Origin of the sequence: Brucella intermedia LMG 3301 (assembly GCF_000182645.1) — a bacterium.
GTDB lineage: Bacteria > Pseudomonadota > Alphaproteobacteria > Rhizobiales > Rhizobiaceae > Brucella > Brucella intermedia.
The window spans coordinates 2,317,428-2,344,331 of record NZ_ACQA01000001.1 but is presented as its reverse complement, the minus strand read 5'-3'; the positions used below and the strand labels follow the sequence as shown (position 1 = coordinate 2,344,331).

Genomic DNA, 26,904 nt, shown 5'->3' with positions numbered 1-26,904 from the left:
GCGTTTTCTAGAACTTTCGTTTTTCTTGCGTGCAACCTTGAAACCCGTTATCAGAGCCCGACACGAAAGGACACATCATGAATATTGATGCCATCTCCATCGGCTCCAATCCTCCTGAAGACGTCAACGTCATCATTGAAGTGCCTGTCGGCGGCCAGCCGATCAAGTACGAGATGGACAAGAAGGCCGGCGCCCTCATCGTCGACCGCTTCCTCTACACGCCAATGACCTATCCGGGCAATTACGGCTTCGTGCCGCATACGCTTTCGGAAGATGGCGATCCGATCGACGTTCTCGTCTGCAACACCCGCCCGCTGGTTCCCGGCTGCGTGATCAATGTTCGCCCGATCGGCGTTCTGGTCATGGAAGACAATTCCGGCAAGGACGAGAAGATTATCGCCGTGCCGTCGCCGCACTTGACGCGCCGCTATGAGAAGATTCACGACTATACCGATATGCCGGAGATCACTCTGAAGCAGATCGCGCACTTCTTCGAACACTACAAGGATCTGGAACCCGGCAAGTGGGTGAAGATCGGTGACTGGGGTGACGAAGATTACGCACGCAAGTTCATCGTCGAAGCTATCGAACGCGCCAAGAACAAGTAAGCGGTAGCTTCTCGATCCGTCTAAACAAAAGCGCCCGGCAATGTCCGGGCGCTTTTGTATTTGTACTGATCGTTCGTTCGTGCCAGCTTCCGGCTCCCACTTTTCGGGAGGCCTTTTTAAAGGAAAAGCGGCAGCAGCGTCGTCCACATGAATTGGCGGATGAAGAAGATGATCAGCAGCAGTATGATCGGTGAAATATCGATGCCGCCCAGATTGGGCAGAAGATTGCGGATTGGCCGCAAGACGGGTTCCGTTACCTTATAGAGAAACTCCCCGATCGACGCCACGAACCGGTTGCCGGAATTGACGACATTGAACGCATAGAGCCATGAGAAAATGGCGCTCGCAATAATGATATAGGTATAGATATCAAGCGCCAGATCAATGGTGCGGAACAATGCGATCATGGGGGCCTCCTTGGCAATTGGCGGAGATGTAGCGGTTGCGTCGGTCAAGAACAAGGGCTCAGAACCTGAGCGCCGGAATTTTTGAGGAGCGTTGTGCCTGCTCGCAACTGCTTAAATCGTCGAATTCTGGTTGATATTGCGGTGGATTAGATCGTTGACGTGTTCCAGCCAGTGGTCGCGCACGCGCATATTGCGCAGATGCTGGAGCGTATTGGCGACATAATCCACATTGGCACCTGAATCGCCGCGGGCGGACGCGACGATTGCCGCCGCGTTCTCGGCTGAAAGCGAACCGGCATATTGGATGTGATGGCGGTCCGCTACATAGGTGACCGCATCGACACTGCGACCGTCGGCGAGACGCAGACGGAGATGCTTCTCGTGATAAACGTGGTTCGACATTTCACGTTCACGCAGATAGGTCATCACTTCGCCGGTCATGTCGCCGGGCACGCGAAAGGCGATGCCGAGGCACGAGCCGCCGGCATCCAATCCCAGCACCAGGCCGGGATGGTCCGGTGTTCCGCGGTGGACATGCGAATAGATGCAAAGGCTGCGCCTGTAGCCATAAAGACGTGCGCGGACCGTTTCCACATGCGCAAAGCCGGGTCGCCACATCAGCGATCCATAGCCGAAAACCCAGAAATCGTTCATTTGCCTGTCATCGAGAGCCGTGGCCATGGGGTGCCTATAAGAGCTGTTCCAAAAGGCGCCAGGCCGGTCTGCAAATCGCCTGCCGCTTTTGATCCAAGCTCTAATGATTAGAGCGCATCCCGAAAAGTGTGAAATGATTTTCGGAAAAGATGCCCGTCAAAACAGATAGGAAGAGCGTGAACCTCATTCAATCAGATTGAAACGCACTCTGACGCGTGTCGATTTCCACCAGTAATCATCGGATATCCCTCGATTTTTCTTCCTCTTCCCTTCACAAGGCACAATCCTGCCATAATATGGCCACCAGTCGAGAGGAGCACAATGTTGACGAGATTTCGGATCTGGTCCGAATCCGGCGCGGGCTCCTCGAAACAACTGACTGATAAATAAGGCTTTTGAAATGGCGCATACTGGAATGAACGCACCGAAAGCCAGAAAGCGTCCTATAACGCTCCTCGTCATTCTTGTTGTCCTGGTTGCTGGCTATACGGCGGGCTGGTTCTATATCGCAAACAAGCTTGAAGCACGAGCCAAGGCTGACATGGCCAGGCTTGCCGCTCAGGGTGTCGGCGTGAAATGCGAAGACCTGCGCATGGGCGGCTATCCGCTGCGCGTCAATGTCATCTGCGACAGTATTTCATGGCAGCGCCCCTCCGAAGGGATCTCGTTCCGCGCCGGGCGGTTTACCTCCGGCTCTCCTGTCTATGCACCGCGTTCCCTGTCGAATGACCTGGCGGGCCCCGCCTTCATCGAATTTCCGGGGCTGGCGCCGCTGGAAGTGAACTGGAGCAAATTTACTTCCAACACCCGGCTGGCGCGTCCTTTCCCGACCGAAATCGAACTGGCCGCGCGCGAAGTCGCGGTTGGTCTGCGCACGGAAACCACGACGACGGAGCCGCTCAGCACGCTCGAGCAGATGGATTTCCGCTTGAGCGAAGCGGATGGCATCCTGAAGCTCAATGGCCGCTTTGCCGGATTGAAGCTCGCGAAGGCGGCGATAGGCAATGCAACCAGCCCTGAAGTCGATGGCGTGGCAGATATTGATGTGTCCGATGCCGCAACACTGCTGGCGAGGAGCGACGCACCGTTTCATCAACGGCTGCGCGGGCATTCCGGCACTGTCAATCAGGCTTTCCTGTCCATGCCCAATGGAGCCATGGTTTCCGTTGCGGGACCGTTTTCCATCGATGCGGACGGGCTGATCAATGCGGATGTGAAGCTGACGCTGGTCAACCCGCAATCGCTGGCACAGGCGGGGCAGACGGTGTTTCCCGAGCAGGGCGGCAATATAGCCACCGTGCTGTTTGCTCTCTCGGCCATGCCGAAAGACGAAAACGGCAATCCCGTGATGGAAATTGCCGTTCGCAAGGGCAAGGTCAGCGCCGGATTCATTCCACTTGGACGGTTGCCCGCTCTTTAGGGGAGCAGGGGAAAAAGGCAGTAAGGGAGTAGGGCAGTTGTGCTGCCCTATGCGCGCGTCGCAGCCTGACGGCCAAAGTCCGGCGCATCAACTTCCTGTCCGGCATCAATGATGCCGCGCCGCACGGCGCGTGTGCGCGTGAAAAGGTCGAACAGTGCTTCACCGTCGCCCCAGCGGATCGAACGTTGCAGCGAGGCAAGGTCTTCCGAAAAACGCCCGAGCATTTCGAGGATCGCGTCCTTGTTGTGCAGGCACACGTCGCGCCACATTGTCGGGTCGGAGGCGGCCAGACGCGTGAAATCGCGGAAACCGGAAGCGGAGTATTTGATGACTTCCGATTTCGTCACCTGTTCCAGATCGCTGGCCGTACCGACGATATTGTAGGCGATGATATGCGGCAGATGCGAGACGATGGCCAGCACCAGATCGTGGTGCTGCGGGTCCATGCGATCAAGGCGCGAGCCGCAGGCGCTCCAGAAATCGCTCAGCTTTTCCAGCGCCGCTTCATCCGTATCGGGCAGGGGCGTCAGAATGCACCAGCGATTGGTGAAGAGTTCTGCAAAGCCCGCGTCCGGGCCGGAATATTCCGTTCCCGCCAGCGGGTGGCCGGGAATGAAGTGCACGGTGTCGGGCAATTCCGGCTGCATCTGGGCAATCACGGACGCCTTGGTGGAGCCAACGTCGGTTACGATGGCGCCGGGTTTGAGATTTGCAGCGATCTGGCGCGCGACGGTGCCTGACGAGCCGACCGGCACAGACACGATGACGAGATCGGCATCCTTGACGGCCTCAGCGCTATCCGTGGCGTAACTGTCGCCGAGCCCCAGTTCCTCGGCGCGCTTCAGCGTTTCGCTGCTGCGCGTGGCGATGGCGATGTGATCGGCAAGCTTCTCACGTCGAATGACGCGCGCGAGCGACGAACCGATAAGGCCGATGCCGACCAGGGCGATCTTGTTGAAATGGACCGTGGACATTGGTTTACTTCAAAAATTCGGTCAGGGCGGCGACGACGCCGCGATTGGCTTCTTCCGGTCCAACCGTAATGCGCAATGCATTCGGAAAGCCGTAACCGCCGACGCGACGCAGGATATAACCGCGTCTTGAAAGCCATTCGTCAGCCTTGTCCGCCGAATGCGCAGCATCTTCGGGAAAGTGGATCAGCAGGAAATTCGTGACCGAAGGTGTTACCCGAAGTCCGAGCTTTGTGAACTCCTCGGTCAGCCAGCCAAGCCATTTCTCATTGTAGGCGATCGACTTGTCGACATGGGCGCGGTCCCGGATAGCGGCAGCGCCTGCTGCAATGGCAGCCGAGTTCATGTTGAACGGTCCGCGAATGCGATTGACGGCATCGATGACGTGCAGGGGCGCATACATCCAGCCGATACGCAGGCCCGGCAGCCCATGGATTTTCGAGAAGGTGCGCGTCATGACGACATTCTCGTTGGAAGAAACGAGTTCAAGGCCTGCTTCGTAGTCGTTGCGGCGCACATATTCGGCATAGGCCGCATCGAGAACAAGAAGCACATGCTTGGGCAGTCCGGCATGAAGGCGACGGACTTCCTCGAAAGGAAGATAGGTCCCGGTCGGATTGCCCGGATTGGCGATGAAGACGATCTTCGTGCGCGGCGACAGGCCAGCCAGAATGGCGTCCACATCGATCCGCTCGTTCTTCTCCTTGACGGTGACCGGCGTTGCACCCGCACCCAGGGTCTGGATCTTATAAACCGCAAATCCGTGTTCGGTGATGATGGTTTCATCGCCCGGAGCAAGATAGGTCTGGCAGAGCAGCCCAAGCAGTTCGTCGGAGCCGTTGCCGCACATGATATTCGCTAAATTGAGCGCCTGCGTTTCGGCAATCGCCTGCCGCAGAGCCAGCGCCTGCCCGTCGGGATAAAGCTCCAGTTTTTCGCCTGCGCGTCGATAGGCTTCCACGGCATGCGGGCTCGGACCGATCGGCGTTTCGTTGGACGAGAGCTTATAGACCTTGGCGACGCCTTCCACATGTTCCTTGCCGGGTACGTAGGCCGCGATGTCGAGCAGGCCTGCCTTGGGCTGGGGACGGGTAAGGTTCTGCGTATCGGTCATGATTTTGGCTCCGCCAAAAGGTCAATGTTAAAGGTCTGATGGGGGCATATCCCGCCATTGCGTTCAAGTCGAGAAAAACCTTGGCCGATAATACTTGTCGGCTGCAGCAACTGTACGTTTTTGCGGGGCTTGGTGCGTAAATGTCCTAGTTTGCGTTGGAATCCGAAATTCGACGGCACACTAGTTTTTGCGATCTGTCTTGCCGGTTCCTGCCGGTACCTTCCGCAACCCGCCGACAGGTGTTCCTTGCGGCGCAAGAACCGGAACGAAAACACGGCGCGACGAGCGCTGGGCAACCGGCAGTCCCTGATAAAGCCGCTTCTGTGCTTCCACCACCAGAACGCCGGAAAAGACCGGCCACAGCCGCCGCCCCATGCCTTCGAGCGCGAGACAGGGCCGCATCATCCATCGCCGCGTGGCGGGAGGGAAGTGCAGCGCGTCACTCACAGTGCTGACGGTGAAATTCGCCTCGCGCAGCAAGGTCGTCAGCTGGGTACGGCTATAGGGGCGCCCGCTACCGAAGGGCGTATGCTCGAAGCGGGCCCAGAGACCCCGCCGGTTCGGCACCACGATAACGAGCCGCCCATTGGGCGCGAGAACGCGCCACATCTCCTTCAGCGTTTCCGTCGGGTTCTCCGCATATTCCAGCGCATGCACCATGAGCACGCGATCAATCGAAGAATCGGGCAGCGGCAGTTCCTCGTCGAAAACGAGCGCTGTCGCCGGCTTTTCCACAGACGGCCAGGCGACGGCTCCCTGACCGGCAGGCATGAAGGCAAAGGTCCGCTCCGTATCGGCGCTGAAACGGTCGAGATAGGGCAGGCTGTAGCCCATGCCGACAAGCCGCTCTCCCGGCACACGATCCCATAGCCCGGCAAGCGCCATACGGATGGCGCGTTCCGCGAGATGGCCCAGAGTGGTATCGTAAAATGATCGCAGTTCGATGATGTCCGGATGCATGGAAGCCACGCTATATGAAATCTCGACGTTGGGAAATGGAGAAGCCGGAGCATCTTCAAGTGGTGGGGTGCAATTTCCTCAAACCATGGTATAGAGCGGCCTTTCCGGCGCCTTTATGCGTCGCCCAAGTCTGCGCGTAAGCGAACGATCAGGAGAAGCAGCAGATGCCCGAAGTCGGCGGCAAGACAATCGAAGTTCTCTTTAGTCCGGATGAGATTGCAGGCCGCAATCTTGAGCTTGCCAAGGCCATCGCTGAACGCAAGTTCCACAATCTGCTGACGATTTCGATCCTGAAAGGGTCCTTCATCTTTGCAGCCGACCTCATTCGGGCAATGCATGATGCGGGTGTGGAACCCGATGTGGAATTCATCACCGTTTCGAGCTACGGCAAGGGGACGACAAGCACGGAAGTTCGTCTGCTGCGCGATATCGACAGTGACGTGCGCGACCGCGATGTGCTTCTGATCGACGATATTCTGGAATCCGGCAAGACGCTGAAGTTCGTCCGCGAACTGATGCTGGAACGCGGAGCCCGCAGCGTCAGTATCGCCGTTCTTCTCGACAAGAGCGTGCGCCGCAAGGTCGATCTCGACGCCGATTTCGTGGCTTTCGAATGCCCGGATTATTTTGTCGTCGGCTATGGCATGGACGTGGGGCACGCTTTCCGCCAGTTGCCTTATGTCGGTCGGGTGATGGAATAGAGCCTGTTTCTCAATCGAATTTCAACAGGCGCTGCAGATATTCCTTTTCCATCTGCGGCGTCAGCGCATTACCGAGCTTGCGGCGGATTTCATCGAGAATTTCACGCGCGCGCTGAATATCGATTTCGCCGGGAATTTTGACGTCATCGTTAAGGCTGTCTCCGGTACCCTGCTGCCGTCCGAGTGGATCGCGGCCCCTGCTGCCGTTGGCTCCGCTTTGTCCCTGTCCGTCCTGACCCATGGCCTGCTGCATCTTCTGCATCATGTCGTGCCCACCGCGACGCAGCGCGTCAAGCGCACTGCCTTGCTGGTCATTTGCTTCCGCGCCTTCGCTGCGGCCCAGCGCGTCCGTTGCATTGCCCATTGATTTTCCGGCATCCGAAAAATCCTTGCCAGGTTCGATGCCCATGCCTTTCAGATCGTCCATCAGCTTCTGCAGATCGGACTGGAGGTCCTTCTGCTGCTGTTGCAGCTTGCGCATGGCTTCCGCCATATCGGGCGGAACATCGCCCTTCCCACCCTGGCCTTGTCCGTTTTCGGTTTCACCGCCCATGGAACCATCATCACCCGGGAACATGTTGTCGCCGAATTCGCCTTCACCGTCGCTGCCGCCGAACTGACGCTGCATTTTCTGATCGAGGTCGAAGGTCTCGTTCATGGTCTTTTGCTGGCGCTGCATCAATTCGCCAAGCTTGTTCATCTGCTGCTGCATCTGGCCCTGCTGGCCTTGCCCTTGACCTTGCTGACCCTGCTGCGCCTGCCCCATCTGCAGGTTGTTCATCAGGTTCTGCAATTGCGACAGCAGTTCTTGCGCCTGATCACGTGAGCCCTGACGCGCTAGATTTTCAATCTGGTCCATCATGCGCTGTAGATCTTTTTCCGTGAGCATCCGCGCATTTGGATCCGGTGCGGCCCGGCGGGCATTCGGATTCTGCTGCTGGCGCTGGGCGAACTCCCGCAGGAAGTCCTGCATCGCCTTGCGCAGCTCTGCTGACAGCTTTTCGATCTCCTCCTGCGAGGCGCCGTTCTGCAGAGCGTTCTTCAGGGCTTCCTGTGCTTGCCGCAGGCGTTTTTCGGCGGCGGACAGATTGCCGTCCTCGATACCGAGTGCGACCTGCCACATATAATCCGCCGCATCACGCAAGTCGTCATCGCTTCTGGCAAGCCGCAGACGTGTGCCAATCGTGACCAGTCCCAGATAATGGGCGGCATTCTTGATGGTTTCTTTCGGACGGAGAGTTATTGCCGACAGCATGTCGAGCACATGGTCGCGCTGCGTCGCGTCAAGCGCCAGAATACGGCGCTGCTCCGCGACAGCACGGGCAAGGGGATTGCTGAAAGGGCGCTCCGGCAAGGTGATAACCTTGGTTTCGCTGCGGCCCGTTTGCCCTGCTGCATCGGTTACAACCAGCGTGAGCGCAACCTTTTCGCCGGCCCAAGGGTGCTCGGTCAGGTCCTTCGAAGTGGTGGCGTCCTTTACGCCGCGACGCGGCAAAGCAAGCGGCAGTTCCGGCGCGTCGTAAAGCGGCGCGGCTTCCTCATCCTCATCGTTGTTGAGCGGGATGATCTCACCTTCGGCCTTAACCGGCGCATAGTCGTCATCGATCTGGTAGGAGAGCTGCAATGTGCCATTCAACGCTCGCCCCGGCTCTTTTGTGAAGCGGATCGTCGGCGGGTTGTCTGGAGTAACGGAAAACTTCCAGCGGGCATCGGTGCCGGAAAGCGCCAGAGTTTCGTCCTGCTGCAGATCATAGCGGAAATTGCGACTGCCATCGACGACAGCCTGTTCTGCAGGGGCCTTCTGGTCTTCCCCGGCGTTTACCGGCTGCACGTCGCGGCGCTCGCCTTTCGCATCGGTCGCGGTGAGCCGTTCAGAGCCGCCGCCAATCACCCGGACCGAAAGAATGCTGCCTTGCGGCACGTTGATTGCTGCCTCCACGCCTTCGTTCGTGGCGGTCAGGAACACGGGAGCGCGACCGGTGTAGCGCGGTGGCGTCACCCATGCATCGATGCGCGCAACGGCAGTGCCATCGCCCGGACGGATATGAAAGGCATCGGCTAGGCGGCCGCTGTTCGGACTGAAACTATAAGCGAAAGCAGTTACGAAAAGGAGGGCGACCGCCGCTCGAACGCCAAGAGGGTCGTGTTCGGGGACCCGTGTGTAAGGCAGGCCGGATTGCAGGTTTTTCAGCCGGTCCGCCATGCGGCGCTGGTGTTCGCGCCATAAGGCCACGGCAAATGGATCATGTTCTCCGGTTGCCATATGGCCCGTCTGCACTGCGAGCGGTTCGTGAACAAGGCCGTTGATCGCCTCGATACGGCTTGTAATGTCACTTTCGGTCGGGGCTCGAAACCTGAACGGCAGATAGATCGATATGAGGCCGGCAAGCCCGAAAAGCGCCAGAACGCCAAAATGCAGCCACCGCGGCATCATGCCAAACAGGCCAAACCAGCCGAGGCTGAGAAACAGGCCGATCAGAAGTATCAGCGGCAGGATGAGCGGCCAGAACCGCTCGAAGCTGATTGAGAGAAAGGCGCGCAGACGTAACCGGCGGAGGCTGGCGCCGTCGCCCGAAAACAGCCGCAGAAAAGCATCTCGCGCAAGGCGCGGCCTGTCTTTCCTGTCGTTGCTACGGTCCGTCATCTGGGCTTTCTGGCGTGTATCACGTTTTCATCTTGCAACAGGATAACACGCATCATGGCAAAGGCGAGGCTTTGCCATGATAATTGTATTCGCGGGATTATAACCACTCGGGCACGGAATCGAGCGCGAGCAGTTCTTCATAAGTTCGGCGCGGGCGCACGACGTGATAGCGGTCGCCATCCACCAGCACTTCCGGAATAAGCAGCCGACTGTTGTAAGTGCTGGAGAGCACGGCGCCATAAGCGCCCGTGGTGCAGACGGCAATCAGGTCGCCGGGCGCCGGTTTGGCCACTTCCCGGTCGAGGCCCAGATAATCGCCGGTTTCACAGACCGGGCCAACGAAATCGGCGCGGATACGCGGCGCATCGTCTTTCGGCAGGGTGACCGGCTTGATGTCGTGGAACGCATCGTAAAGGGTGGGACGAATCAAATCGTTCATCGCCGCATCGACGATGACGAAGTTCTTGGCATCGCCTTCCTTCACGAAGATCACTTCCGTCACCAGAAGTCCTGCATTGCCGACAATCAGGCGGCCCGGTTCGAACACGGTCTTGAGACCGAGCGGCTTGATATGCCTGGCGACGATTTCAGCATAAGCCACGGGCAAAGGTGGCGGCGTATTGTCGGTGCGATAAGGAATGCCCAATCCGCCGCCAACGTCGACGTGGCGGATATTGTGGCCGTCGGCCTGCAATTCCTTGACCAGTTGCGCCATCAGTGCAAACGCATCGTCGAATGGTTCCAGGTCGATGATCTGGCTGCCGATATGCATATCGATGCCGACCACGTCGAGACCGGGGAGGCTTGCTGCACGGGCATAGGCTTCCCGCGCCTTGACGCGGGGAATGCCGAACTTGTTCTCGGACTTGCCGGTCGAAATCTTGGCGTGGGTCTTGGCATCCACATCAGGGTTGATACGCAGCGATACGGATGCAACCTTGCCTGCCCTGACGGCGCGGGCCGAAAGAATTTCGAGTTCCGGTTCGGATTCCACGTTGAAGCAATAAATGCCAGCTTCCAACGCAAAATCCATTTCGTGCGGCGTCTTGCCTACGCCGGAAAACACGATCTTGTTTGCCGGGATGCCTGCCGCAAGCGCACGGCGAATCTCGCCCTCCGAAACGGTGTCGGCACCCGCGCCCAGCTTGGCCAGCGTTTTCAGGACGGCCTGGTTGGAATTGGCTTTCAGCGCATAGGTAACGAGCGTTTCCATACCGGCGAAGGCTTCGCTGAACACGCGGAAATGGCGCTCCACGGTCGCGCGGGAATAGACGTAAAACGGCGTACCGACGGCCTGTGCGATTTCAGGCAGGCTGATATTTTCGGCGTGAACGACGCCGTTGCGATATTCGAAATGGTTCACAGAAAAGGCCCTACAGCGGAAACTTACAACAGCTTGTCGAGGATGATCGGCTTGTCTTCTTTCGGTTTCGGCTTGGTGTGACCCTGTTCGTCGGTCACGACGGCAGATGGCGGCGGCTCAAGCGGGCCCTTGCGGCCGCAAGCGGCAAGCGTGGCCGCAAGGGCGGCGATCAGAAGCACGGAAGAAATGGCGGAGCGGCCTGTCATCAGCTTTGGTTCCCGAAATAAAATCTGTTGGCGCTAGCTGTAACGCAAAATTTCCAAGAGTGGAATCATCCGTTGACTGGATGATTCCACATGACGTCATGTTGATCGACTATCAGGCCCTGGTAATGCGCTTCTTCCAGTAACGGATCTGGCGGCGCACTTCCTGCGGGGCCGTGCCGCCGAAGGACTGGCGGCTCTTTACCGATTTTTCGACTGTCAGGTAGCCGAAAACGGCATCGGTGATACCCGGATGGATCGATTGCAGTTCCTCCAGCGACAGCTTCGACAGATCGACCTTGCGGCTTTCGGCCAGAGCGACGGCGCGACCGGTCACATGATGGGCCTCGCGGAAGGGAAGTCCCAATTCGCGCACCAGCCAGTCGGCGAGATCGGTCGCAGTGGAATAGCCGGAACCTGCCGCCTTCTTCATCGAGGCCACATTAATCGTCAGGTCGCGCACCATGCCAGCCAAGGCCGCAATGGCGAGTTCCAGATTTTCGGCAGCGTCGAAGACCTGTTCCTTGTCTTCCTGCATGTCCTTGGAATAGGCGAGCGGCAGCCCCTTCATGATGGTCAGAAGTGCAACCAGCGATCCGTTGATGCGGCCCGTCTTGGCGCGAACCAGTTCGGCGGCATCCGGGTTCTTCTTCTGCGGCATGATGGACGAGCCGGTCGAAAAGGCGTCCGAAAGCCGCACGAAATTGAACTGCGGTGTGGACCAGATGACGATCTCTTCGGCCAGCCGCGACAGATGGCCGGCGCAGATCGCGGCAAGCGACAGGAATTCCAGCGCGTAGTCACGGTCGGAAACGCTGTCGAGCGAATTGCGGGTCGGCTCACGAAAGCCGAGCGCCTTGGCGGTCATATGACGGTCGATCGGGAAGCCCGTGCCTGCAAGGGCTGCTGCGCCCAAAGGCGATTCGTCCATGCGCTCGATGGCATCGCGCACGCGCGACAGGTCGCGGCCGAACATTTCCACATAGGCCATGCAGTGATGGCCGAAGGTGACGGGCTGCGCGGTCTGGAGATGGGTGAAACCCGGCATCACGGTGGCGGCGTGTTCTTCGGCGCGCTCCAGGAATGCTTCGATCAGGTTCTTGAGCGCGGCGGCGGTCTTTTCCAGTTCCCGCTTGACCCAGAGGCGGAAGTCAACGGCCACCTGATCGTTGCGCGAGCGGGCGGTGTGGAGACGTCCGGCGGAAGGGCCGATCAGTTCGGCAAGCCGCGCTTCGATATTCATGTGAATGTCTTCGAGCTTGCGCGAGAATGTGAACTTGCCTTCCTCGATTTCCTTGAGAATGGTTTTCAGGCCATCTTCGATCTGGCGATGGTCTTCCGCCGCAATAATGCCCGTCTTTGCCAGCATGGCTGCATGGGCAAGCGAGCCCTGAATATCCTGCGCATAGAGCTTGCGGTCGAAGCCGATCGATGCATTGATCTCTTCCATGATCGCATCCGGGCCTGAGGCAAAACGGCCGCCCCACATCTGGTTGCTTGATTTTTGTTCGCTCATGCTCATATGCCCCGAGTGACGATTTGGCGGAATATTGGAAAGAAGTAACGCGACATGGCAGAAGACAACGAAAAGGCGAATTCCGAACAGCAGACGAAATCGGGAAATCGCAAGATCGTCCTTCTTGCCGCCCTTGCCGGTGTCATTGCCGGTATCGTGGCGGTATACGTGATGGAGCGGCCTTCTGGCAATGTCGTTGACCAGAATGTTTCAGCGAATGTTGCAGCCGAAAGCGACGAAGCATCGGCGCAGTGCGCTCTTAAAGCTGATGCGCTGAAGGCGCTGGATGCAGCTGCGACCGGCGGCGTGGCAGCCATGCGCGCTGCCGAAAAGCCGATTTCCGTCTCGCATATCGCCTTTACCGGCCCGGACGGCAAACAGATGACGCTCGGCGACTACAAGGGCAAGACGCTGCTGGTCAATCTGTGGGCGACGTGGTGCGCTCCCTGCCGTGAGGAAATGCCCGCTCTCGACAAGTTGCAGGGCGAGAAAGGCGGTAGCGATTTCGACGTTGTCGCCATCAACATCGATACCGGCTCCGACGACAAGCCCAAGGGCTTTCTCAATGAAATCGGCATCAACAACCTGACCTTGCACCGGGATGCTTCCATGTCGAGCTTCAACGAATTGAAGCGCAAGAACCTGGCTTTTGGCCTTCCCGTAACCCTGCTCGTAGACAAGGATGGCTGTCAGATCGCATCCATGAACGGCCCTGCGCCGTGGGACAGCCCGGAAGCCAAAAAACTCATCGAAGCGGCTAAAAATCTTTAGTCTCGACAAAAGCGAAATGCGGTGGCTTTCTTTCCTGTGAGGGAAGGAGACCATCCATGAGCTTTGAAGTCTGGCTCGCATTTTCCGCCGCATCCATCGTGCTTCTGGTAATACCGGGCCCGACCGTATTGCTCGTCGTATCCTACGCTCTGGGACAGGGGTGGAAGGCGGCTTTTCCGATGGCGGTCGGTGTCGCGCTGGGCGACTTTACAGCGATGACGCTTTCCATGCTTGGCGTGGGCGCGCTGCTGGCGGCATCGGCAACCGTGTTCACCGCAGTCAAATGGGCGGGTGCGGCCTATCTGGTCTGGCTCGGCATAAAGCTGTTCCGGGCTGGTGGTGCCCTTCATGCAAGCGCCCGGCATGACAAGGTGCATCCGGTGCGGATGCTGGTTCATGCATGGCTGGTGACGGCGCTCAACCCGAAGAGCATTACATTTTTTGTGGCTTTTCTTCCGCAGTTCCTGAGCCCGCACCGGGATTTCCTGACCCAGATGCTGGTTTTCGAAAGCACGTTCCTCGTGCTCGCTTTTCTCAATGCCTTTGCTTATGCGCTTCTGGCAACCCGCGCGCGCGGCTTCTTTTCGAGCGAACGGGCGCTGCGCATCTTCAATCGTGCGGGCGGAACTTTGCTGATCGGCGCGGGTGTCGCCACTGCCTCAATGCGGTCAGCCTGAGACAAAACCGGCTCGTTTCAGCCGAATGATGGCAAGGTCCAGCGCCGAGAGGAATGCAGAGCGATCTTTCGGTGAAAAGGGGGCGGGGCCGCCGGTGACTTCGCCTGCGGAACGCAGGCTGTCCATCAGGTTGCGCGTCGCCAGCGTGTTGCCGATGGTGCTCTGGGTATGAACGCGCCCGTTCGGTGCAATTACCGAGGCACCTTTTTCGAGCGAGCGGCTGGCCAGAGGAATGTCGGCGGTAATCACGATGGCGCCCGGACGGGAATTTTCGGCGATCCAGTCGTCGGCAGCGTCCAGCTTGTCCGATACGATGACGCGTTCCACGCGCTCCGCATCGCGCGGGATGGCAATGAAACTGTTGGCCACCAGCATGACGGGAAGATTGTGCCGTTCCGCCACACGATAGATTTCAGCCTTCACCGGGCAGGCGTCTGCATCGACAAAAATGTGGATCGTTTCGGGTTGCGTGTTCATGCTGCTTCATAAAATGGGAGCGGCTGTTTGGCAAATTCAACGCTGCGATCAGTTTTATGCGATAGGGGATCGGCGAAATACGGTATAAGGCGGGCCGCAAAAGTGAGAGTTCCGCCATGGCCGCCCGTTTCTTCCCCATCATGTTCGTCCTGCTTTGGGCCACCGGTTTCATCGGCGCGGGGCTTTCCATGCCTTATGCCGAACCGTTCACCTTCATGGCGGTGCGTTTTTCCATTGCAGCCCTCATCATGACGCTCTGGGCGCTGGCAAGCCGGAGCATCTGGCCCAAGGGAGATGTTCTTCTCCATGCGGCGATTGCCGGATGTCTCATCCACGGCGTTTATCTCTCCGCCTTGTTCTGGGCCGTTCACCACGGTCTGCCTGCGGGAATGTCGGGTCTGGTGGCAGGTCTTCAGCCGATGTTGACCACGCTGATCGCCGCCATTCTTTTGGGCGAACGGGCGAGCGGGCGGCAATGGGCCGGGCTTCTCATCGGCTTCATCGGCGTGGCGATGGTTGTATGGCCGAAATTTTCGGCGGGCAGCGGCGTCGATCCCAAAAGCCTTGCGGCGGCTTTCGTGGCCGTGCTGGCGATCAGCACCGGCACGGTCTGGCAGAAACGTTTCGGCACGGCGGGAGATCTCAAGGCCGGGACAGCCGTTCAATACATCGCTGCGGCCATTCTCACCGCTGTGTGTGCGTTTGCCTTCGAGACGCGTGTCATGATCTGGTCGCCATCGCTGATCTTTGCGCTGGTCTGGCTGACGCTTGCCATTTCCATCGGGGCGATTCTGGCACTTCTGGTCATGATACGCGAAGGCGCAATGTCGAAAGTTGCCTCGCTGTTTTATCTCGTCCCGGGCACGGCCGCGATCATGGCCTATCTGATTTTCGGCGAAACGCTGTCGGCGATCCAGATTGCGGGTATGGTGGTGACGACGCTCGGCGTTGCGCTGACGACTTTACGTCGAGCATGATGCCGAAAAGTGGGAGCTGGTTTTCGGACCGGATCATGCGCTGATTTTTATGAGTTAAGCTCGGGCTGTTGCTCTCGCTTGCGGAAAATCATGATGGCGGCGTTTATTTCCGCGCCGATGATGAAAATTGCCGACAGCATGTAGAGAAAGACGATCGCCACCATGATCGAGGCCAGACCGGCATAGGTCGTCACGTAATTGGCAAAGGTTTCCAGATATTTGGCAAAGGCCATCGCAGCGGCAAGCCAGGCGATGAGCGTGACCAGTATGCCCGGCAGGATGTCGCCGAGGCTGCGTCGCCCGGCGGGAAGCCAGATGTGTACCATGAACAGCGCCAGAACCAGAACCGCCACCGCTACCGTATAGCGCCAGAAGGCGATGGTGCCTGTGAACGGGGCTATGTCAGGAAACCATTGTTCGGCAATACGCACGGCAAGCGGCGCCAGAACCAGCAGGAAGCTGATGGCCATCAGGCTCAGCGTGCCGACCAGAACGAAGCCGAGACTTTGCAGGCGGCAGAAAATGATCGAACGCTGGTCTGTCACCCGATAGGCTCGGTTAAGCGCGATGCGCAGCGCCTCGACGCCGTTGGAGGCAAAATAGGCGGCCGCGATGACGCTGAGGGTCAGAAGCCCGCTGCGTTGGACGGTCAGCACGTTCATCACCTCGTTGGCGATGGGAGCGGCGATGTTCGACGGCCACATGTCGAAGATGACATGCACCGCCGTATCGGCAAATTCCTTGGTGCCGAGAAAGCTCGCAAGCGTCGTGGCGAAGATGAGGAACGGAAACAGCGCCATCAGGCCGGAAAGCGCAATGTGGCTGGCGAAAGCCCAACCGTCGTCCGAACTGAAATGACCAATGACGTCCCAGGTGATCTGACGGAGAAAACGTCTGATTTTTCGCATCCGCAGATTTGTCCCCAAAGTCGCGATTGGCGTCTGAAACGCGTTCAGCCGATGTTTCAAGGCCTTAAATCTAGCATCGGTCCGCGGATTGCAAGGGCAGGCCCCGTTTTAAACCGGGCACGAATCAAGCAATCTTGGCAAAACGGCAGCGGGAAACGAACATATGGCTCCGGCACGATCCGGTCAGAACCGACAGCGCAGCATCATCATTACCGGTTGCTCCTCCGGGATCGGCGCCTATTGCGCGGAAGCGCTGAAGAGCCAAGGCTGGCGCGTCTTTGCGACCGCCCGCAAGGATGCGGATATCGGAGCGCTCCGGGCAAAGGGCATTGAGGCGCATTACCTCGATTATACGCAGCCGCAGACGATCGCGAACCTGGTCGACGGGGTGCTGCGTCAGACTGACGGCACGCTTGATGCGCTGTTCAACAATGGCGCTTATGCACAGCCCGGCGCGATAGAGGACTTGCCGGTCGAAGCCTTGCGCCAGCAATTCGAAGCCAATTTCTTCGGCTGGCATGATTTGACCCGCCGCGTGATTCCCGTCATGCGCCGGCAAGGGCACGGGCGCATCGTTCATTGCTCATCGATTCTGGGACTGGTGCCCATGAAATGGCGAGGCGCTTATGTGGCGTCCAAATTTGCGCTTGAAGGGCTGATGCTTGCGCAACGCATGGAATTGGAAGGTTCCGGTATCGATGTGTCGCTGATCGAGCCCGGTCCGATTGCGTCGCGCTTTACCTACAATGCCGCCAGCCATGCGGAAGCCAATATCGATATGGAGGCGTCTGTTCATCGCGAGCTTTACCAGCGCCAGATGGCGAAATTGAAAAGTGGCGGCACAAAATCCAAGAACAAGCTTGGACCGGAAGCCGTCTATGCTGTACTGCTTCATGCATTGGAGGCGCCGCGTCCCCGACCGCATTACGTGGTGACGAGACCGGCGAAACTTGGTTCACTGGCGCGGCGCCTGATGCCTGCACGCTGGCTTTACCGAATGCTGTCCGACCAGTCATGAGGTCCGGAACAGTGCGCATGGGAAGGAAATGAAATGGACGTTCTGTTCAAGGGCGCGGCAATGGTGGCCATGTTTGCGGTGGCTGTCGTTCTGATCATCGGCCTGCGCAACATGATGCGCGGCGGCGACGCCAATTTTTCCAACAAGATGATGCAGCTGCGTGTTTTCCTGCAGTTCATCGCCATAGTCCTGATCGTGGGGGCGATCTATTACGCCCGCGTGAAAAACGGTCAGTAAGGCATGGTCAAGCTCAACAAGATCTATACCCGTACAGGCGACAAGGGCACAACAGGACTTGCCAGCGGGCCGCGCCGGCTGAAGTCGGACCTGCGCGTCGAAGCCTATGGCACTGTGGATGAAACCAATGCCTGCATCGGCATGGCACGCCTCCATACAGGCGGTGAAAACAATCCTCATGCACAGATCGATGCCATGCTGGCACGCATCCAGAACGATCTTTTCGACCTTGGCGCTGATCTGTCGACGCCGGATGACGGGAAACCGCTCGCCTACGAACCGCTGCGTATCGTCGCTTCGCAGGTCGCGCGTCTGGAAGCGGACATTGATCTCCTCAATGCCGATCTGCAGCCGCTCCGCTCATTCATTCTCCCTGGTGGGTCGGCTGCATCTGCCGCATTGCACCTTGCCCGCACGATCTCACGCCGGGCCGAGCGGCTGATGGTTGCGCTTGCCCGCGTCGAAGGTGAAGTCGTCTCGGCGGAGGCTTTGCAATATATCAACCGCGTTTCCGATTTCCTGTTCGTGGCGTCGCGAACCGTCAATGATAATGGCGCGCAGGATGTTCTCTGGGTGCCGGGCGCGAACCGCTAGTCTAAACTCCCCGTTTGTTGCCCCAGATCAGCACGTGGAGCTGGGGCAGGACATGCGCTTCGTACCAGCCATCCGCGATCACCTTTTCCACCAGCCATTCCATCCGCCGCATAATGCCGTCGATGTCTATTGCAGCGTCGTTCGCTTCGGGCGGTGGCGGAGTGTGATTACCGGGCTGGAGATAGACGGGCAGGTGAGGATGCCGATTGGCCACTTCTTTGGCAAAGGCGTAGTCGGCGTCATCAAAGATCACGAATTTCAGCACCGTTCGCGGCGTATTGCCCGCAGCCTCGATACATGCGGCCAGCGCATCGAAATCGGTATCCATGGCGCTTGAAGGCGGCTTCGGGCTCAATACCAGCGTGTCGAGGGCTGAAAACCAGCCTTGTACAACCGACCCTTGCGTTTCCAGCGCAAAGCGATAGCCGTGTTTCCTGCCGTGCTCGATCAAGGGTCCTAGCGGCTGGATGGCCGGATTGCCACCCGAAAGTGACACTGTAAGGGGCTTATTTCGGGAAAGTGCCGTCACTTCATCCCAAATCGCCTCGACGCTCATTGTCTTCCATTCATGACGAAAACGGCTCTCGACGGCATGCAGGCTGTCGCACCATGCGCAGCGATAATCGCAGCCGCCGGTTCGCACGAATACCGTCGGCTCGCCGATGAGTACACCTTCGCCCTGTATCGTGGGACCGAAAATTTCCGCGATCCGTATCCGCGTCACGGTCGGTACTCGGCCCATGTCTTGGGCGTTTCGCTGACCCGCACGGCGGATATTTCCGGCCAGCGCGCGTGGCACCATTCAAAAAAGTGCCTAGCGAGGGTTTCAGCCGTGCTCTGATCATGGCCCAGAACGTCGTTCAGATGGCGATGGTCAAAACAATCGTCGATATAGCGCTTGAACGGCGCCAGCTCATGATAGTCGCGAACAAAGCCGTGCTCGTTGAGATCGGAAGCCGAGAGTTCGACCTCAACGATATAGTTGTGCCCGTGCAGGCGGGCGCATTGATGGTCTTCCGGCAGGCCGGTCAACTGATGCGATGCGGAGAAATGAAATTCCTTGGTAATGCGAAACATCAGACGCTCCGCTTCTCGATTGCCGCACGCCAGAAATCGGCATCCTCATACAGCGTCGGGTCTTCGATGCCTGCCAGATGGAAAGCCTCGCGCCGCTCGACACAGGTGCCACAGCGTCCGCAATGATGTTCGCCACCCTTGTAGCAGGACCACGTTGCGGCAAAGGGCGTGCCATATTTTGCGCCATCGATAACGATGTCGGCTTTTGAAACGTGCACATAAGGCGCGAGCAGTTTTATGTCGGCATAGCCGTCCAGTGCATGGTTCTGCATGGTCTGGAAAGCATCAATAAAACCTGGGCGGCAGTCGGGATAGATGAAATGATCACCGCCATGGACGGCGAGCGCCACAGCGTCGGCCTTTTGCGCGGCGGCCACACCAAAGGCAATCGCCAGCATGATTGCATTGCGGTTCGGCACGACGGTGATCTTCATCGTTTCTTCGGCGTAATGCCCGTCGGGAACATCGACATCGTCGGTGAGGGCGGAGCCGGTAAGGCTCGCGCCGATAGTCCGTATGTCGATGATCTGATGGGGAGCGCCGAGCCTTTCGGCACAGGCTTTGGCCGAATCCAGTTCCTTCCTGTGGCGTTGGCCATAGTCGAAGGAGAGGAGGGCTGTGAGTTGATGTTCGCCTGCTATTCTATAAGCAAGCGACACGGAGTCGAGTCCGCCGGAGCAGACGACGAGCGTTTTCATAAGTCAGGGTTCCTTGTTTTGACCGGGTAGGCTGCGACCGGATTGCGAGGCGTTACCTAAAGCATGCTGCATCGCTTGTAAACGACACGAAAAAGGGGAGGCGTCGGGTTGCTCGGATTCGGAATGACCTGTTGTCAGAATAAATTGATTTTAATCGATATAGCGGCCTGTGCCTGATTGACGTGCACGTCAACCGTCTTTAGGTTTCGTGCCGGTTCCCGGCGGAGAGGCAGCGCATTTGCGTCACTACCCAGTTTTGCGCCGGTGCCGCTTTCATGTCGGATTTTGACATGCGGGTGGGAGTTCACGGCGGCATAGTCGTGCTGCAGAAGTCATTGAAGAGGTAATCGCGGATGAAAGTCCTTGTCGCAGTGAAACGGGTTGTCGATTACAACGTGAAGATCCGTGTAAAGGGAGACGGTTCGGGGGTTGAGCTTTCGAACGTGAAGATGTCGATGAACCCTTTTGACGAGATCGCGGTTGAAGAGGCGATCCGTCTGAAGGAAGCGGGCAAGGTGACGGAGATCGTCGCGGTTTCGGTTGGCCCGGCACAGGCGCAGGAAACGCTGCGCACGGCACTTGCCATGGGTGCGGATCGCGCGATCCTGGTCAAGACCGACGAGACGGTCGAGCCGCTTGGCGTTGCCAAGGTCTTGAAGGGCGTGGTTGAAGCGGAAAAGCCGGACCTGGTCTTTCTCGGCAAACAGGCAATCGACGATGATTCCAACCAGACCGGCCAGATGCTGTCGGCGCTCCTCAACTGGAGCCAGGCAACCTTTGCCTCGAAGGTGGAGCTGGGCGATGGTTCGGCCAAGGTAACGCGTGAAGTCGATGGCGGTCTCCAGACCATCGATGTGAAGCTTCCGGCGATCGTCACGGTCGATCTTCGCTTGAACCAGCCGCGCTATGCATCGCTGCCCAACATCATGAAGGCCAAGAAGAAGCCGCTCGACGAAAAGTCGCCTGCCGATTTCGGCGCCGATATTGCGCCGCGTCTGAAGGTTCTGAAGACGGAAGAGCCGGGCGGCCGCAAGGCTGGCGTCAAGGTCGGCTCTGTCGCAGAGCTGGTTGAGAAGCTGAAAGCCGACGGCATCATCTAAGAAATCGGAAGGGACGAGACAAATGGCTATTCTTCTTATTGCCGAACACGACAATGCAACCCTTTCCGACCAGACGGCAAAGGCGCTGACGGCTGCCGCCCAGATTGGCGGCGACGTGGATGTGCTGGTTGCTGGCAAGGGTGCAAAACCTGCAGCTGATGCGGCAGCCAAGCTCAATGGCGTGCGCAAGGTTCTGCTTGCTGAAAGCGATGCGCTGGAAAACCGTCTGGCCGAGCCGACGGCAGCGCTCATCGTGGAACTGGCTGCCAATTACGACACGATCATTGCACCTGCGACGACTTCGGCCAAGAACATCCTGCCGCGCGTGGCAGCCCTTCTCGATGTGATGCAGCTTTCCGAAATCATGGAAGTCGTGTCGGCTGATACGTTCAAGCGTCCGATCTATGCGGGCAATGCGATCCAGACAGTGCAGTCGACCGACGCGAAGAAGGTCATCACGGTGCGCACGGCTTCCTTCTCGGCAACGGGCGAAGGCGGTTCGGCTGCGGTTGAAAGCGTTAATGCGGCTGCCGATCCGGCGCTGTCGAGCTTCGTCGGCAATGCGCTTTCGGAATCGGATCGTCCGGAACTGACCTCGGCGAAGATCATCATCTCCGGCGGTCGTGCGCTTGGTTCTGCTGAAAAGTTCCAGGAAGTGATCCTGCCGGTTGCCGACAAGCTTGGCGCGGCAGTCGGCGCCAGCCGTGCAGCCGTCGATGCCGGCTATGCGCCGAACGACTGGCAGGTTGGCCAGACGGGCAAGGTGGTTGCACCGGACCTTTACATCGCTGTCGGTATCTCCGGCGCGATCCAGCATCTGGCGGGCATGAAGGACTCACGCGTCATCGTCGCCATCAACAAGGACGAGGAAGCGCCGATCTTCCAGGTCGCCGATTATGGCCTCGTCGGTGATCTCTTTACCGTCCTGCCAGAGCTGCAGAAAGCGCTTTGATCGACCAGAAAGCGGCGGGCCAGTCCCGCCGCTTTCTGTTTCGGGGGGGCTTTGGGCAAGAAAGCGCTGATTTTGCTTTCGCTGAATGAGGGCTGTATCTGTCTCAGGCAGAATTGGTATACTGAAGCATTTCCAGCAAAAGTGCGAAGCGGTTTTGCGTTGGACAATGCGTAGAGACAGAGCATTTCCAGCAAAAGTGCGAAGCGGTTTTGCGTTGGATAATGCGTAGAGACAGAGCATTTCCAGCAAAAGTGCGAAGCGGTTTTGCGTCGGATTATGCGTAAGAACAAAAGTTAGAGCATATGCTCTCGGCCTCGGCTCTGTTGTGGAGCGGCTGAATGAAGGAGTTATGATCGTGGCAATCAAGACGGTAGGGGTGGTCGGCGCAGGACAGATGGGCAGCGGCATTGCTCACGTATGCGCGCTGGCCGGGTTCGATGTGCTTCTTCACGATGCGGCAGCGGACCGGCTGGAAAAGGGCATCGCCACCATCAATGGCAACATGGCGCGCCAGGTCGCATCGGGCAAATTGCTGGAAGATCAGCGCGCAGCCGCGATGAAGCTCATCCGTCCGGCAAATTCCATGGAGGATCTGGCGGGCGTCGATCTGGCCATCGAAGCGGCAACGGAAGACGAAACCGTCAAGCGCAAGATCTTCGCGCAGCTTTGTTCGGTTCTGAACCCGGAAGCGATCCTTGCCACCAACACGTCGTCGATCTCGATCACGCGCCTTGCATCCACAACCGATCGCCCGGAGCGTTTCATCGGCATTCATTTCATGAATCCCGTTCCGGTGATGAAGCTTGTCGAACTGGTGCGCGGCATTGCAACGGATGAGGAAACCTTCCGCAAGTCGAACGATTTCGTGACCGCGCTTGGCAAGACGATAACCGTTGCCGAAGATTTCCCGGCCTTTATCGTCAACCGTATCTTGTTGCCGATGATCAACGAGGCCATCTACACGCTTTATGAAGGTGTGGGCAGCGTCGAAGCCATCGATACAGCCATGAAGCTTGGCGCCAACCATCCGATGGGACCGCTGCAGCTCGCCGATTTCATCGGCCTCGACACCTGTCTCTCCATCATGCAGGTTCTGCACGACGGGCTGGCGGATTCCAAGTACCGGCCATGTCCGCTTCTGGTCAAATATGTCGAAGCTGGTTGGCTCGGACGCAAGGCAGGCCGTGGCTTTTACGATTATCGCGGCGAGCATCCGGTTCCGACGCGCTAAAGCGAACAATTATTTTCATGGAAAAGGCCGGATCGAACCGGCCTTTTTCAATTGTGGCGACAATTCGGGAGGCTGTGGAAAAGCTTCAACATCCTTACCATTAGCTTACCCTTAACCATATGAGTTCAGGGCTTATTCATCTTTGATTGTTAAAGTTTTCATTAAGATGTTCGGAAATGAAAAACGTTTCATCGTCCCGATTGGACGAAGGGCATCCATTCCGAATAGCGTGTTTTTGACGAAGGTTAAGACGATGAGCATTCTTGTTCAGCTGCGTGACAGCGTTAATGTCATCCGTGAGTTCGTCGCACCGAGCTACAGGCCCGAGCGCCACTATATGCGCGGGCCAGGTCCTGCTTGCGCTGCGCGTACGCATCATTGACATGAGCGCCTGAGCTTCCGTTTGCCCGGCAAGCGGATTGGCATGAAAAAAGTAAAGCCAGAACGGTTGTCCGCTCTGGCTTTTGTTTTTGGCTACCCCACGAGATGCGGCTTATTCCAGGCCTTCGAACAGCGCCGTTGAAAGATAGCGTTCGGCAAAGGATGGAATGATGATGACGATGTTCTTGCCGGCATTTTCAGGCCGCTTGCCGATTTCGACGGCGGCCGTCAGCGCGGCACCGGAAGAAATGCCGACAGGAATGCCTTCAAGGCGGGCCAGCAGGCGTGCATTGGCAAAGGCGTCCTCATTGGAAACCTGGACGATCTCATCATAGATGCTGGTGTCGAGCGTTTTCGGCGCGAAACCTGCGCCGATGCCCTGAATCTTGTGCGGGCCCGGGGTGCCGCCGGAAAGCACGGGTGAATCCTTCGGCTCGACTGCGATCACCTTGAACGATGGCTTGCGCCCCTTGATGACCTGACCGACGCCGGTAATCGTGCCGCCGGTTCCGATACCCGAAATCAGGATATCCGCTTCACCATTGGTGTCGTTCCAGATTTCTTCCGCCGTGGTAAGGCGGTGGATTTCGGGGTTCGCGGGATTTTCGAACTGCTGAGGAATGATTGCGTTCGGATTACCTTCTGCAATCGCTTCCGCTTCGGCGATGGCGCCCTTCATGCCTTTGGCACCTTCGGTGAGCACCAGTTCCGCACCGAGCAGCTTGAGGAGCTTGCGGCGCTCCACCGACATGGTTTCCGGCATGGTGAGAATGAGGCGATAGCCCTTGGCTGCCGCCGCAAAGGCAAGCGCAATGCCGGTATTGCCGGATGTCGGCTCGACGAAAACCGTCTTGCCAGGCACGGCCCTGCCGTCGCGTTCAAGCGCTTCGATCAGCGCCAGGCCGATGCGGTCCTTTACGCTCGCCAGCGGGTTGAAGAACTCAAGCTTGGCCAGAAGGTTCGCCTTCACGCCCTTTTCCTCGGCAAACTTGTCGATGCGCACCAGAGGCGTATTGCCGATCGTGTCGAGGATTGAATCGTAAATGCGGCCACGGCCTGCGGTTTTACCGGCTTGCGGTTCGTTCAGGGGCTTGTTCATGGCGTGATCTCCCTTTTTGTCACGCGAAGTTTAAGAGGAAACTGCGCAAAAGCATAGTTGGGCATGTGCGCGTGAGGGGACAAATTTGGAAGTTTATTCTGTATAATCGGGAAAATTAGGAGTAAATTCCATCATAATTGGGAGAGCGCGTATTAGCCTTGAATAATGCTCGATTGATCCGCGTCAATGCACCCCAACCGGGACGCGCGCATCTTCGGGTCTCAGGCAGTCAGGAGAGCACGAATGTACAAGAACATATTGATCGCAACCGATGGATCGGAACTTGCCGAAAAAGGCGTTGACCAGGGTGTGGCGCTTGCGAAGGAAACAGGTGCGAAGGTGATCTTCGTTTCCGTGACGGAGCTTTTGCCTTCCTACGGCATTGTCGTCGCAGCGGAATGGGCGTCGAGCCCGGCGGCGTTTCAGGAATATCGCGAGGCTATCACCAAAGCGGCGACGGAAATCCTGTCCAAAGCCAAGGTGAAGGCGACGGAGCTTGGCGTCAGCGCTGAAGCTGTGCATATCGAGAATCAATCACCGGCGCAGGGCATCGTGGAGGCTGCGAAAGCCAGGGATGCCGATTTGATCGTCATTGCATCGCATGGCCGCCGCGGCGTGAACAAATTGCTGCTGGGAAGTCAGGCGGCGGAGGTTCTGTCACTCAGCACCGTGCCGGTATTGGTCATCAAGTAATCGAGGCATTTCCACCGGACAGGCATCTTCCGGCATTGCAGCGATTTCACCGAACCGCGAAACAACGCAAGAAGATTCCCGAAAACCTCTGTTAAGCTCCTCCTGTCCCAATGCGGACAGGAGGATTTTCTCAAGGAGGTATTCATGACTGCGCCACGGCCTTCAAAGACCATGTTGGGCAATCATCCGCTGCATCCTGAAACGCAGATGCTCAATTATGGCTATGATCCGGAACTCTCCGAAGGAGCGGTCAAGCCGCCGGTATTCCTGACCTCGACTTTCGTCTTCAAGACCGCCGAGGACGGGCGCGATTTCTTCGATTTCGTTTCCGGCCGCAAGGAGCCGCCTGCCGGTGTCGGCGCCGGTCTCGTCTATTCCCGTTTCAATCATCCCAACAGCGAGATCGTTGAAGATCGCCTCGCGGTCTATGAAGGCACCGAAAGCTGCGCGCTGTTTTCATCCGGCATGTCGGCTATTGCCACGACGCTTTTTGCCTTCGTGCGGCCCGGCGATGTCATTTTGCATTCGCAACCGCTTTATGGCGGCACGGAAACGCTCCTTGCCAGGACGTTTCTCAATTTCGGCGTCGAAGCCGTCGCTTTTGCCGATGGTGTGCATGAGTTCTCGATAGAAGAGGCAGCCGAAGAAGCCGTTCGCAAGGGCCGCGTTTCGGTGATCCTGATCGAAACGCCGGCAAATCCTACCAACAGTATTGTCGATATTGCCGCCATCCGGCGCGTCGCGGAAAAAATCGAACAAAGGCAGGGGCATCGCCCGATCATTGCCTGCGACAATACCCTGCTTGGCCCCGTCTATCAGAAGCCGCTCGATCACGGCGCCGATCTTTCGGTCTATTCGTTGACCAAATATGTCGGCGGACACTCCGATCTGATCGCCGGGGCGGTGCTGGGGGCCAAGACTGTTGTAAGACAGGTCAAGGCTCTGCGCGGCGCCATCGGTACGCAGCTTGATCCGCATTCATGCTGGATGCTGGGGCGCTCGCTTGAAACGCTTGGACTTCGCATGGAGCGCGCCAACAACAACGCCCATGCGATCGCGGAATTTCTGCGCGATCATCCGAAGGTGGAGAAGCTGCACTATCTTCCATTCGAGGATGAGAATTCGGATGTTGGAGCACTGTTCAAGCGTCAATGCACCGGTGCCGGGTCGACGTTCTCATTCGATATCAAGGGCGGGCAGGCGGCGGCATTCCGCTTCCTGAATGCGCTGCAGATATTGAAGCTGGCAGTCAGTCTCGGCGGCACGGAATCGCTTGCGAGCCATCCTGCGGCGATGACCCATTCCGGCGTGCCGATTGAGGTGCGGGAGCGCATCGGCGTGCTGGAATCGACGATCCGGCTTTCCATCGGCATCGAGCATCCCGACGATCTTATCGCCGACCTCGCGCAAGCGCTCGAAGCGGCCTGATTCATGATGCGACGGAAAGCAGCGA

The 26,904-nt window shown here is 58.1% G+C and carries 29 protein-coding genes; 14 read left to right on the top strand and 15 right to left on the bottom strand.

All coding sequences use genetic code 11. The features are described 5' to 3' along the window. Window positions 1-77: 77 nt before the first annotated feature. Window positions 78-608, top strand: a complete 531-nt coding sequence (gene ppa, locus OINT_RS11245) for an inorganic diphosphatase (protein ID WP_006467934.1) — start codon at window positions 78-80, stop codon at window positions 606-608. Window positions 609-724: 116 nt separating this feature from the next. On the opposite strand, the gene OINT_RS11240 is transcribed toward ppa, so the two are convergent. Together OINT_RS11240 and OINT_RS11235 are read right to left on the bottom strand one after the other, a co-directional pair. Further along, window positions 725-1,015: a YggT family protein gene (locus OINT_RS11240; RefSeq protein ID WP_006467933.1), complete on the bottom strand. Its 291-nt coding sequence runs from the start codon at window positions 1,013-1,015 to the stop codon at window positions 725-727. A 111-nt stretch (window positions 1,016-1,126) separates the two neighbouring features. Continuing rightward, window positions 1,127-1,669 (bottom strand): gamma-glutamylcyclotransferase, encoded by a 543-nt coding sequence (locus OINT_RS11235; protein ID WP_391530001.1) that lies wholly within the window; start codon window positions 1,667-1,669, stop codon window positions 1,127-1,129. Window positions 1,670-2,069: 400 nt separating this feature from the next. On the opposite strand from OINT_RS11235, the gene OINT_RS11230 reads away from it, so the two are divergent. Then, the gene (locus tag OINT_RS11230) at window positions 2,070-3,089 is read left to right on the top strand and encodes a DUF2125 domain-containing protein (protein ID WP_006467929.1); all 1,020 of its coding nucleotides are present in this window, start codon (window positions 2,070-2,072) and stop codon (window positions 3,087-3,089) included. Window positions 3,090-3,136: 47 nt separating this feature from the next. On the opposite strand, the gene OINT_RS11225 is transcribed toward OINT_RS11230, so the two are convergent. The 3 genes from OINT_RS11225 to OINT_RS11215 form a co-directional block, all read right to left on the bottom strand. After that, complete coding sequence (locus OINT_RS11225) at window positions 3,137-4,063, bottom strand: prephenate/arogenate dehydrogenase family protein (protein WP_006467928.1); 927 nt, start codon at window positions 4,061-4,063, stop codon at window positions 3,137-3,139. A gap of 4 nt (window positions 4,064-4,067) precedes the next feature. Next, complete coding sequence (hisC, locus tag OINT_RS11220) at window positions 4,068-5,174, bottom strand: histidinol-phosphate transaminase (RefSeq protein ID WP_006467927.1); 1,107 nt, start codon at window positions 5,172-5,174, stop codon at window positions 4,068-4,070. 180 nt (window positions 5,175-5,354) lie between these two features. Continuing rightward, window positions 5,355-6,134 (bottom strand): class I SAM-dependent methyltransferase, encoded by a 780-nt coding sequence (locus tag OINT_RS11215; protein ID WP_006470935.1) that lies wholly within the window; start codon window positions 6,132-6,134, stop codon window positions 5,355-5,357. A gap of 164 nt (window positions 6,135-6,298) precedes the next feature. Here OINT_RS11215 and hpt point away from each other — a divergent pair, with 164 nt between their 5' ends. Then, window positions 6,299-6,835 carry a hypoxanthine phosphoribosyltransferase gene (gene hpt, locus OINT_RS11210; RefSeq protein WP_006467925.1) on the top strand — a complete coding sequence of 179 codons (537 nt, stop codon included), beginning with the start codon at window positions 6,299-6,301 and terminating at the stop codon, window positions 6,833-6,835. Window positions 6,836-6,845: 10 nt separating this feature from the next. Here the strand turns inward: hpt and OINT_RS11205 are convergent, their stop codons facing one another. The 4 genes from OINT_RS11205 to argH all read right to left on the bottom strand — a co-directional run bounded on the left by OINT_RS11205 (window position 6,846) and on the right by argH (window position 12,561). Then, on the bottom strand, window positions 6,846-9,479 hold the full coding sequence (locus OINT_RS11205) for a TIGR02302 family protein (RefSeq protein WP_006467924.1): 2,634 nt from the start codon (window positions 9,477-9,479) through the stop codon (window positions 6,846-6,848). 97 nt (window positions 9,480-9,576) lie between these two features. Beyond that, on the bottom strand, window positions 9,577-10,842 hold the full coding sequence (gene lysA, locus OINT_RS11200) for a diaminopimelate decarboxylase (protein ID WP_006467923.1): 1,266 nt from the start codon (window positions 10,840-10,842) through the stop codon (window positions 9,577-9,579). A gap of 23 nt (window positions 10,843-10,865) precedes the next feature. After that, on the bottom strand, window positions 10,866-11,048 hold the full coding sequence (lptM, locus tag OINT_RS11195; RefSeq protein WP_006467922.1) for an LPS translocon maturation chaperone LptM: 183 nt from the start codon (window positions 11,046-11,048) through the stop codon (window positions 10,866-10,868). Between the two features lie 112 nt (window positions 11,049-11,160). Continuing rightward, window positions 11,161-12,561, bottom strand: a complete 1,401-nt coding sequence (gene argH, locus OINT_RS11190; protein WP_006470934.1) for an argininosuccinate lyase — start codon at window positions 12,559-12,561, stop codon at window positions 11,161-11,163. Window positions 12,562-12,615: 54 nt separating this feature from the next. On the opposite strand from argH, the gene tlpA reads away from it, so the two are divergent. Together tlpA and OINT_RS11180 are read left to right on the top strand one after the other, a co-directional pair. Next, a complete protein-coding gene (tlpA, locus tag OINT_RS11185; protein WP_006467920.1) occupies window positions 12,616-13,332 on the top strand; it encodes a thiol:disulfide interchange protein TlpA in 717 nt (238 codons plus the stop codon). A 56-nt stretch (window positions 13,333-13,388) separates the two neighbouring features. Continuing rightward, window positions 13,389-14,009, top strand: a complete 621-nt coding sequence (locus tag OINT_RS11180) for a LysE family translocator (RefSeq protein ID WP_006467919.1) — start codon at window positions 13,389-13,391, stop codon at window positions 14,007-14,009. Here OINT_RS11180 and OINT_RS11175 read toward each other — a convergent pair. Continuing rightward, entirely contained in the window at window positions 14,001-14,486 is a 486-nt protein-coding gene (locus OINT_RS11175) for a YaiI/YqxD family protein (RefSeq protein WP_006467918.1), read from the bottom strand. The two genes, OINT_RS11180 and OINT_RS11175, sit on opposite strands and share 9 nt — an antisense overlap. A 116-nt stretch (window positions 14,487-14,602) precedes the next feature. Between OINT_RS11175 and OINT_RS11170 the strand changes: the two genes are divergently transcribed. Next, complete coding sequence (locus OINT_RS11170) at window positions 14,603-15,463, top strand: DMT family transporter (RefSeq protein WP_006467917.1); 861 nt, start codon at window positions 14,603-14,605, stop codon at window positions 15,461-15,463. A 47-nt stretch (window positions 15,464-15,510) separates the two neighbouring features. On the opposite strand, the gene OINT_RS11165 is transcribed toward OINT_RS11170, so the two are convergent. After that, window positions 15,511-16,371 carry a YihY/virulence factor BrkB family protein gene (locus OINT_RS11165; protein ID WP_006470933.1) on the bottom strand — a complete coding sequence of 287 codons (861 nt, stop codon included), beginning with the start codon at window positions 16,369-16,371 and terminating at the stop codon, window positions 15,511-15,513. A gap of 163 nt (window positions 16,372-16,534) precedes the next feature. On the opposite strand from OINT_RS11165, the gene OINT_RS11160 reads away from it, so the two are divergent. The 3 genes from OINT_RS11160 to OINT_RS11150 are packed head-to-tail and all read left to right on the top strand — an operon-like array spanning window position 16,535 to window position 18,220. Further along, window positions 16,535-17,389 (top strand): SDR family oxidoreductase, encoded by an 855-nt coding sequence (locus tag OINT_RS11160; RefSeq protein ID WP_006467914.1) that lies wholly within the window; start codon window positions 16,535-16,537, stop codon window positions 17,387-17,389. Between the two features lie 33 nt (window positions 17,390-17,422). Further along, the gene (locus tag OINT_RS11155) at window positions 17,423-17,626 is read left to right on the top strand and encodes a twin transmembrane helix small protein (protein WP_006467913.1); all 204 of its coding nucleotides are present in this window, start codon (window positions 17,423-17,425) and stop codon (window positions 17,624-17,626) included. A gap of 3 nt (window positions 17,627-17,629) precedes the next feature. After that, window positions 17,630-18,220 carry a cob(I)yrinic acid a,c-diamide adenosyltransferase gene (locus OINT_RS11150; protein ID WP_006467912.1) on the top strand — a complete coding sequence of 197 codons (591 nt, stop codon included), beginning with the start codon at window positions 17,630-17,632 and terminating at the stop codon, window positions 18,218-18,220. A gap of 1 nt (window position 18,221) precedes the next feature. Here the strand turns inward: OINT_RS11150 and queE are convergent, their stop codons facing one another. From queE to queC, 3 genes are read right to left on the bottom strand one after another with little or no spacing between them, the layout of a single operon-like run. After that, window positions 18,222-18,962: a 7-carboxy-7-deazaguanine synthase QueE gene (queE, locus tag OINT_RS11145; protein WP_006467911.1), complete on the bottom strand. Its 741-nt coding sequence runs from the start codon at window positions 18,960-18,962 to the stop codon at window positions 18,222-18,224. Further along, the gene (gene queD / locus OINT_RS11140; protein ID WP_006467910.1) at window positions 18,941-19,297 is read right to left on the bottom strand and encodes a 6-carboxytetrahydropterin synthase QueD; all 357 of its coding nucleotides are present in this window, start codon (window positions 19,295-19,297) and stop codon (window positions 18,941-18,943) included. Before queD ends, queE begins: the two co-directional genes overlap by 22 nt. After that, on the bottom strand, window positions 19,297-19,995 hold the full coding sequence (gene queC, locus OINT_RS11135) for a 7-cyano-7-deazaguanine synthase QueC (protein WP_006467909.1): 699 nt from the start codon (window positions 19,993-19,995) through the stop codon (window positions 19,297-19,299). The genes queD and queC overlap by 1 nt, the downstream gene beginning before the upstream one ends. A 353-nt stretch (window positions 19,996-20,348) precedes the next feature. Here queC and OINT_RS11130 point away from each other — a divergent pair, with 353 nt between their 5' ends. The 3 genes from OINT_RS11130 to OINT_RS11120 all read left to right on the top strand — a co-directional run bounded on the left by OINT_RS11130 (window position 20,349) and on the right by OINT_RS11120 (window position 23,278). Further along, window positions 20,349-21,095 carry an electron transfer flavoprotein subunit beta/FixA family protein gene (locus tag OINT_RS11130; protein WP_006467908.1) on the top strand — a complete coding sequence of 249 codons (747 nt, stop codon included), beginning with the start codon at window positions 20,349-20,351 and terminating at the stop codon, window positions 21,093-21,095. 22 nt (window positions 21,096-21,117) lie between these two features. Further along, complete coding sequence (locus OINT_RS11125; protein WP_006467907.1) at window positions 21,118-22,047, top strand: electron transfer flavoprotein subunit alpha/FixB family protein; 930 nt, start codon at window positions 21,118-21,120, stop codon at window positions 22,045-22,047. A gap of 355 nt (window positions 22,048-22,402) precedes the next feature. Continuing rightward, window positions 22,403-23,278: a 3-hydroxybutyryl-CoA dehydrogenase gene (locus OINT_RS11120; protein WP_025092165.1), complete on the top strand. Its 876-nt coding sequence runs from the start codon at window positions 22,403-22,405 to the stop codon at window positions 23,276-23,278. Window positions 23,279-23,771: 493 nt separating this feature from the next. Here OINT_RS11120 and cysK read toward each other — a convergent pair whose 3' ends face one another. Then, window positions 23,772-24,758: a cysteine synthase A gene (gene cysK / locus OINT_RS11115; protein ID WP_006467904.1), complete on the bottom strand. Its 987-nt coding sequence runs from the start codon at window positions 24,756-24,758 to the stop codon at window positions 23,772-23,774. A gap of 243 nt (window positions 24,759-25,001) precedes the next feature. Here cysK and OINT_RS11110 point away from each other — a divergent pair, with 243 nt between their 5' ends. Together OINT_RS11110 and OINT_RS11105 are read left to right on the top strand one after the other, a co-directional pair. Beyond that, entirely contained in the window at window positions 25,002-25,451 is a 450-nt protein-coding gene (locus OINT_RS11110) for a universal stress protein (protein WP_006472247.1), read from the top strand. 144 nt (window positions 25,452-25,595) lie between these two features. Beyond that, window positions 25,596-26,879 (top strand): cystathionine gamma-synthase family protein, encoded by a 1,284-nt coding sequence (locus OINT_RS11105; RefSeq protein ID WP_006467902.1) that lies wholly within the window; start codon window positions 25,596-25,598, stop codon window positions 26,877-26,879. Window positions 26,880-26,904: the final 25 nt, after the last annotated feature.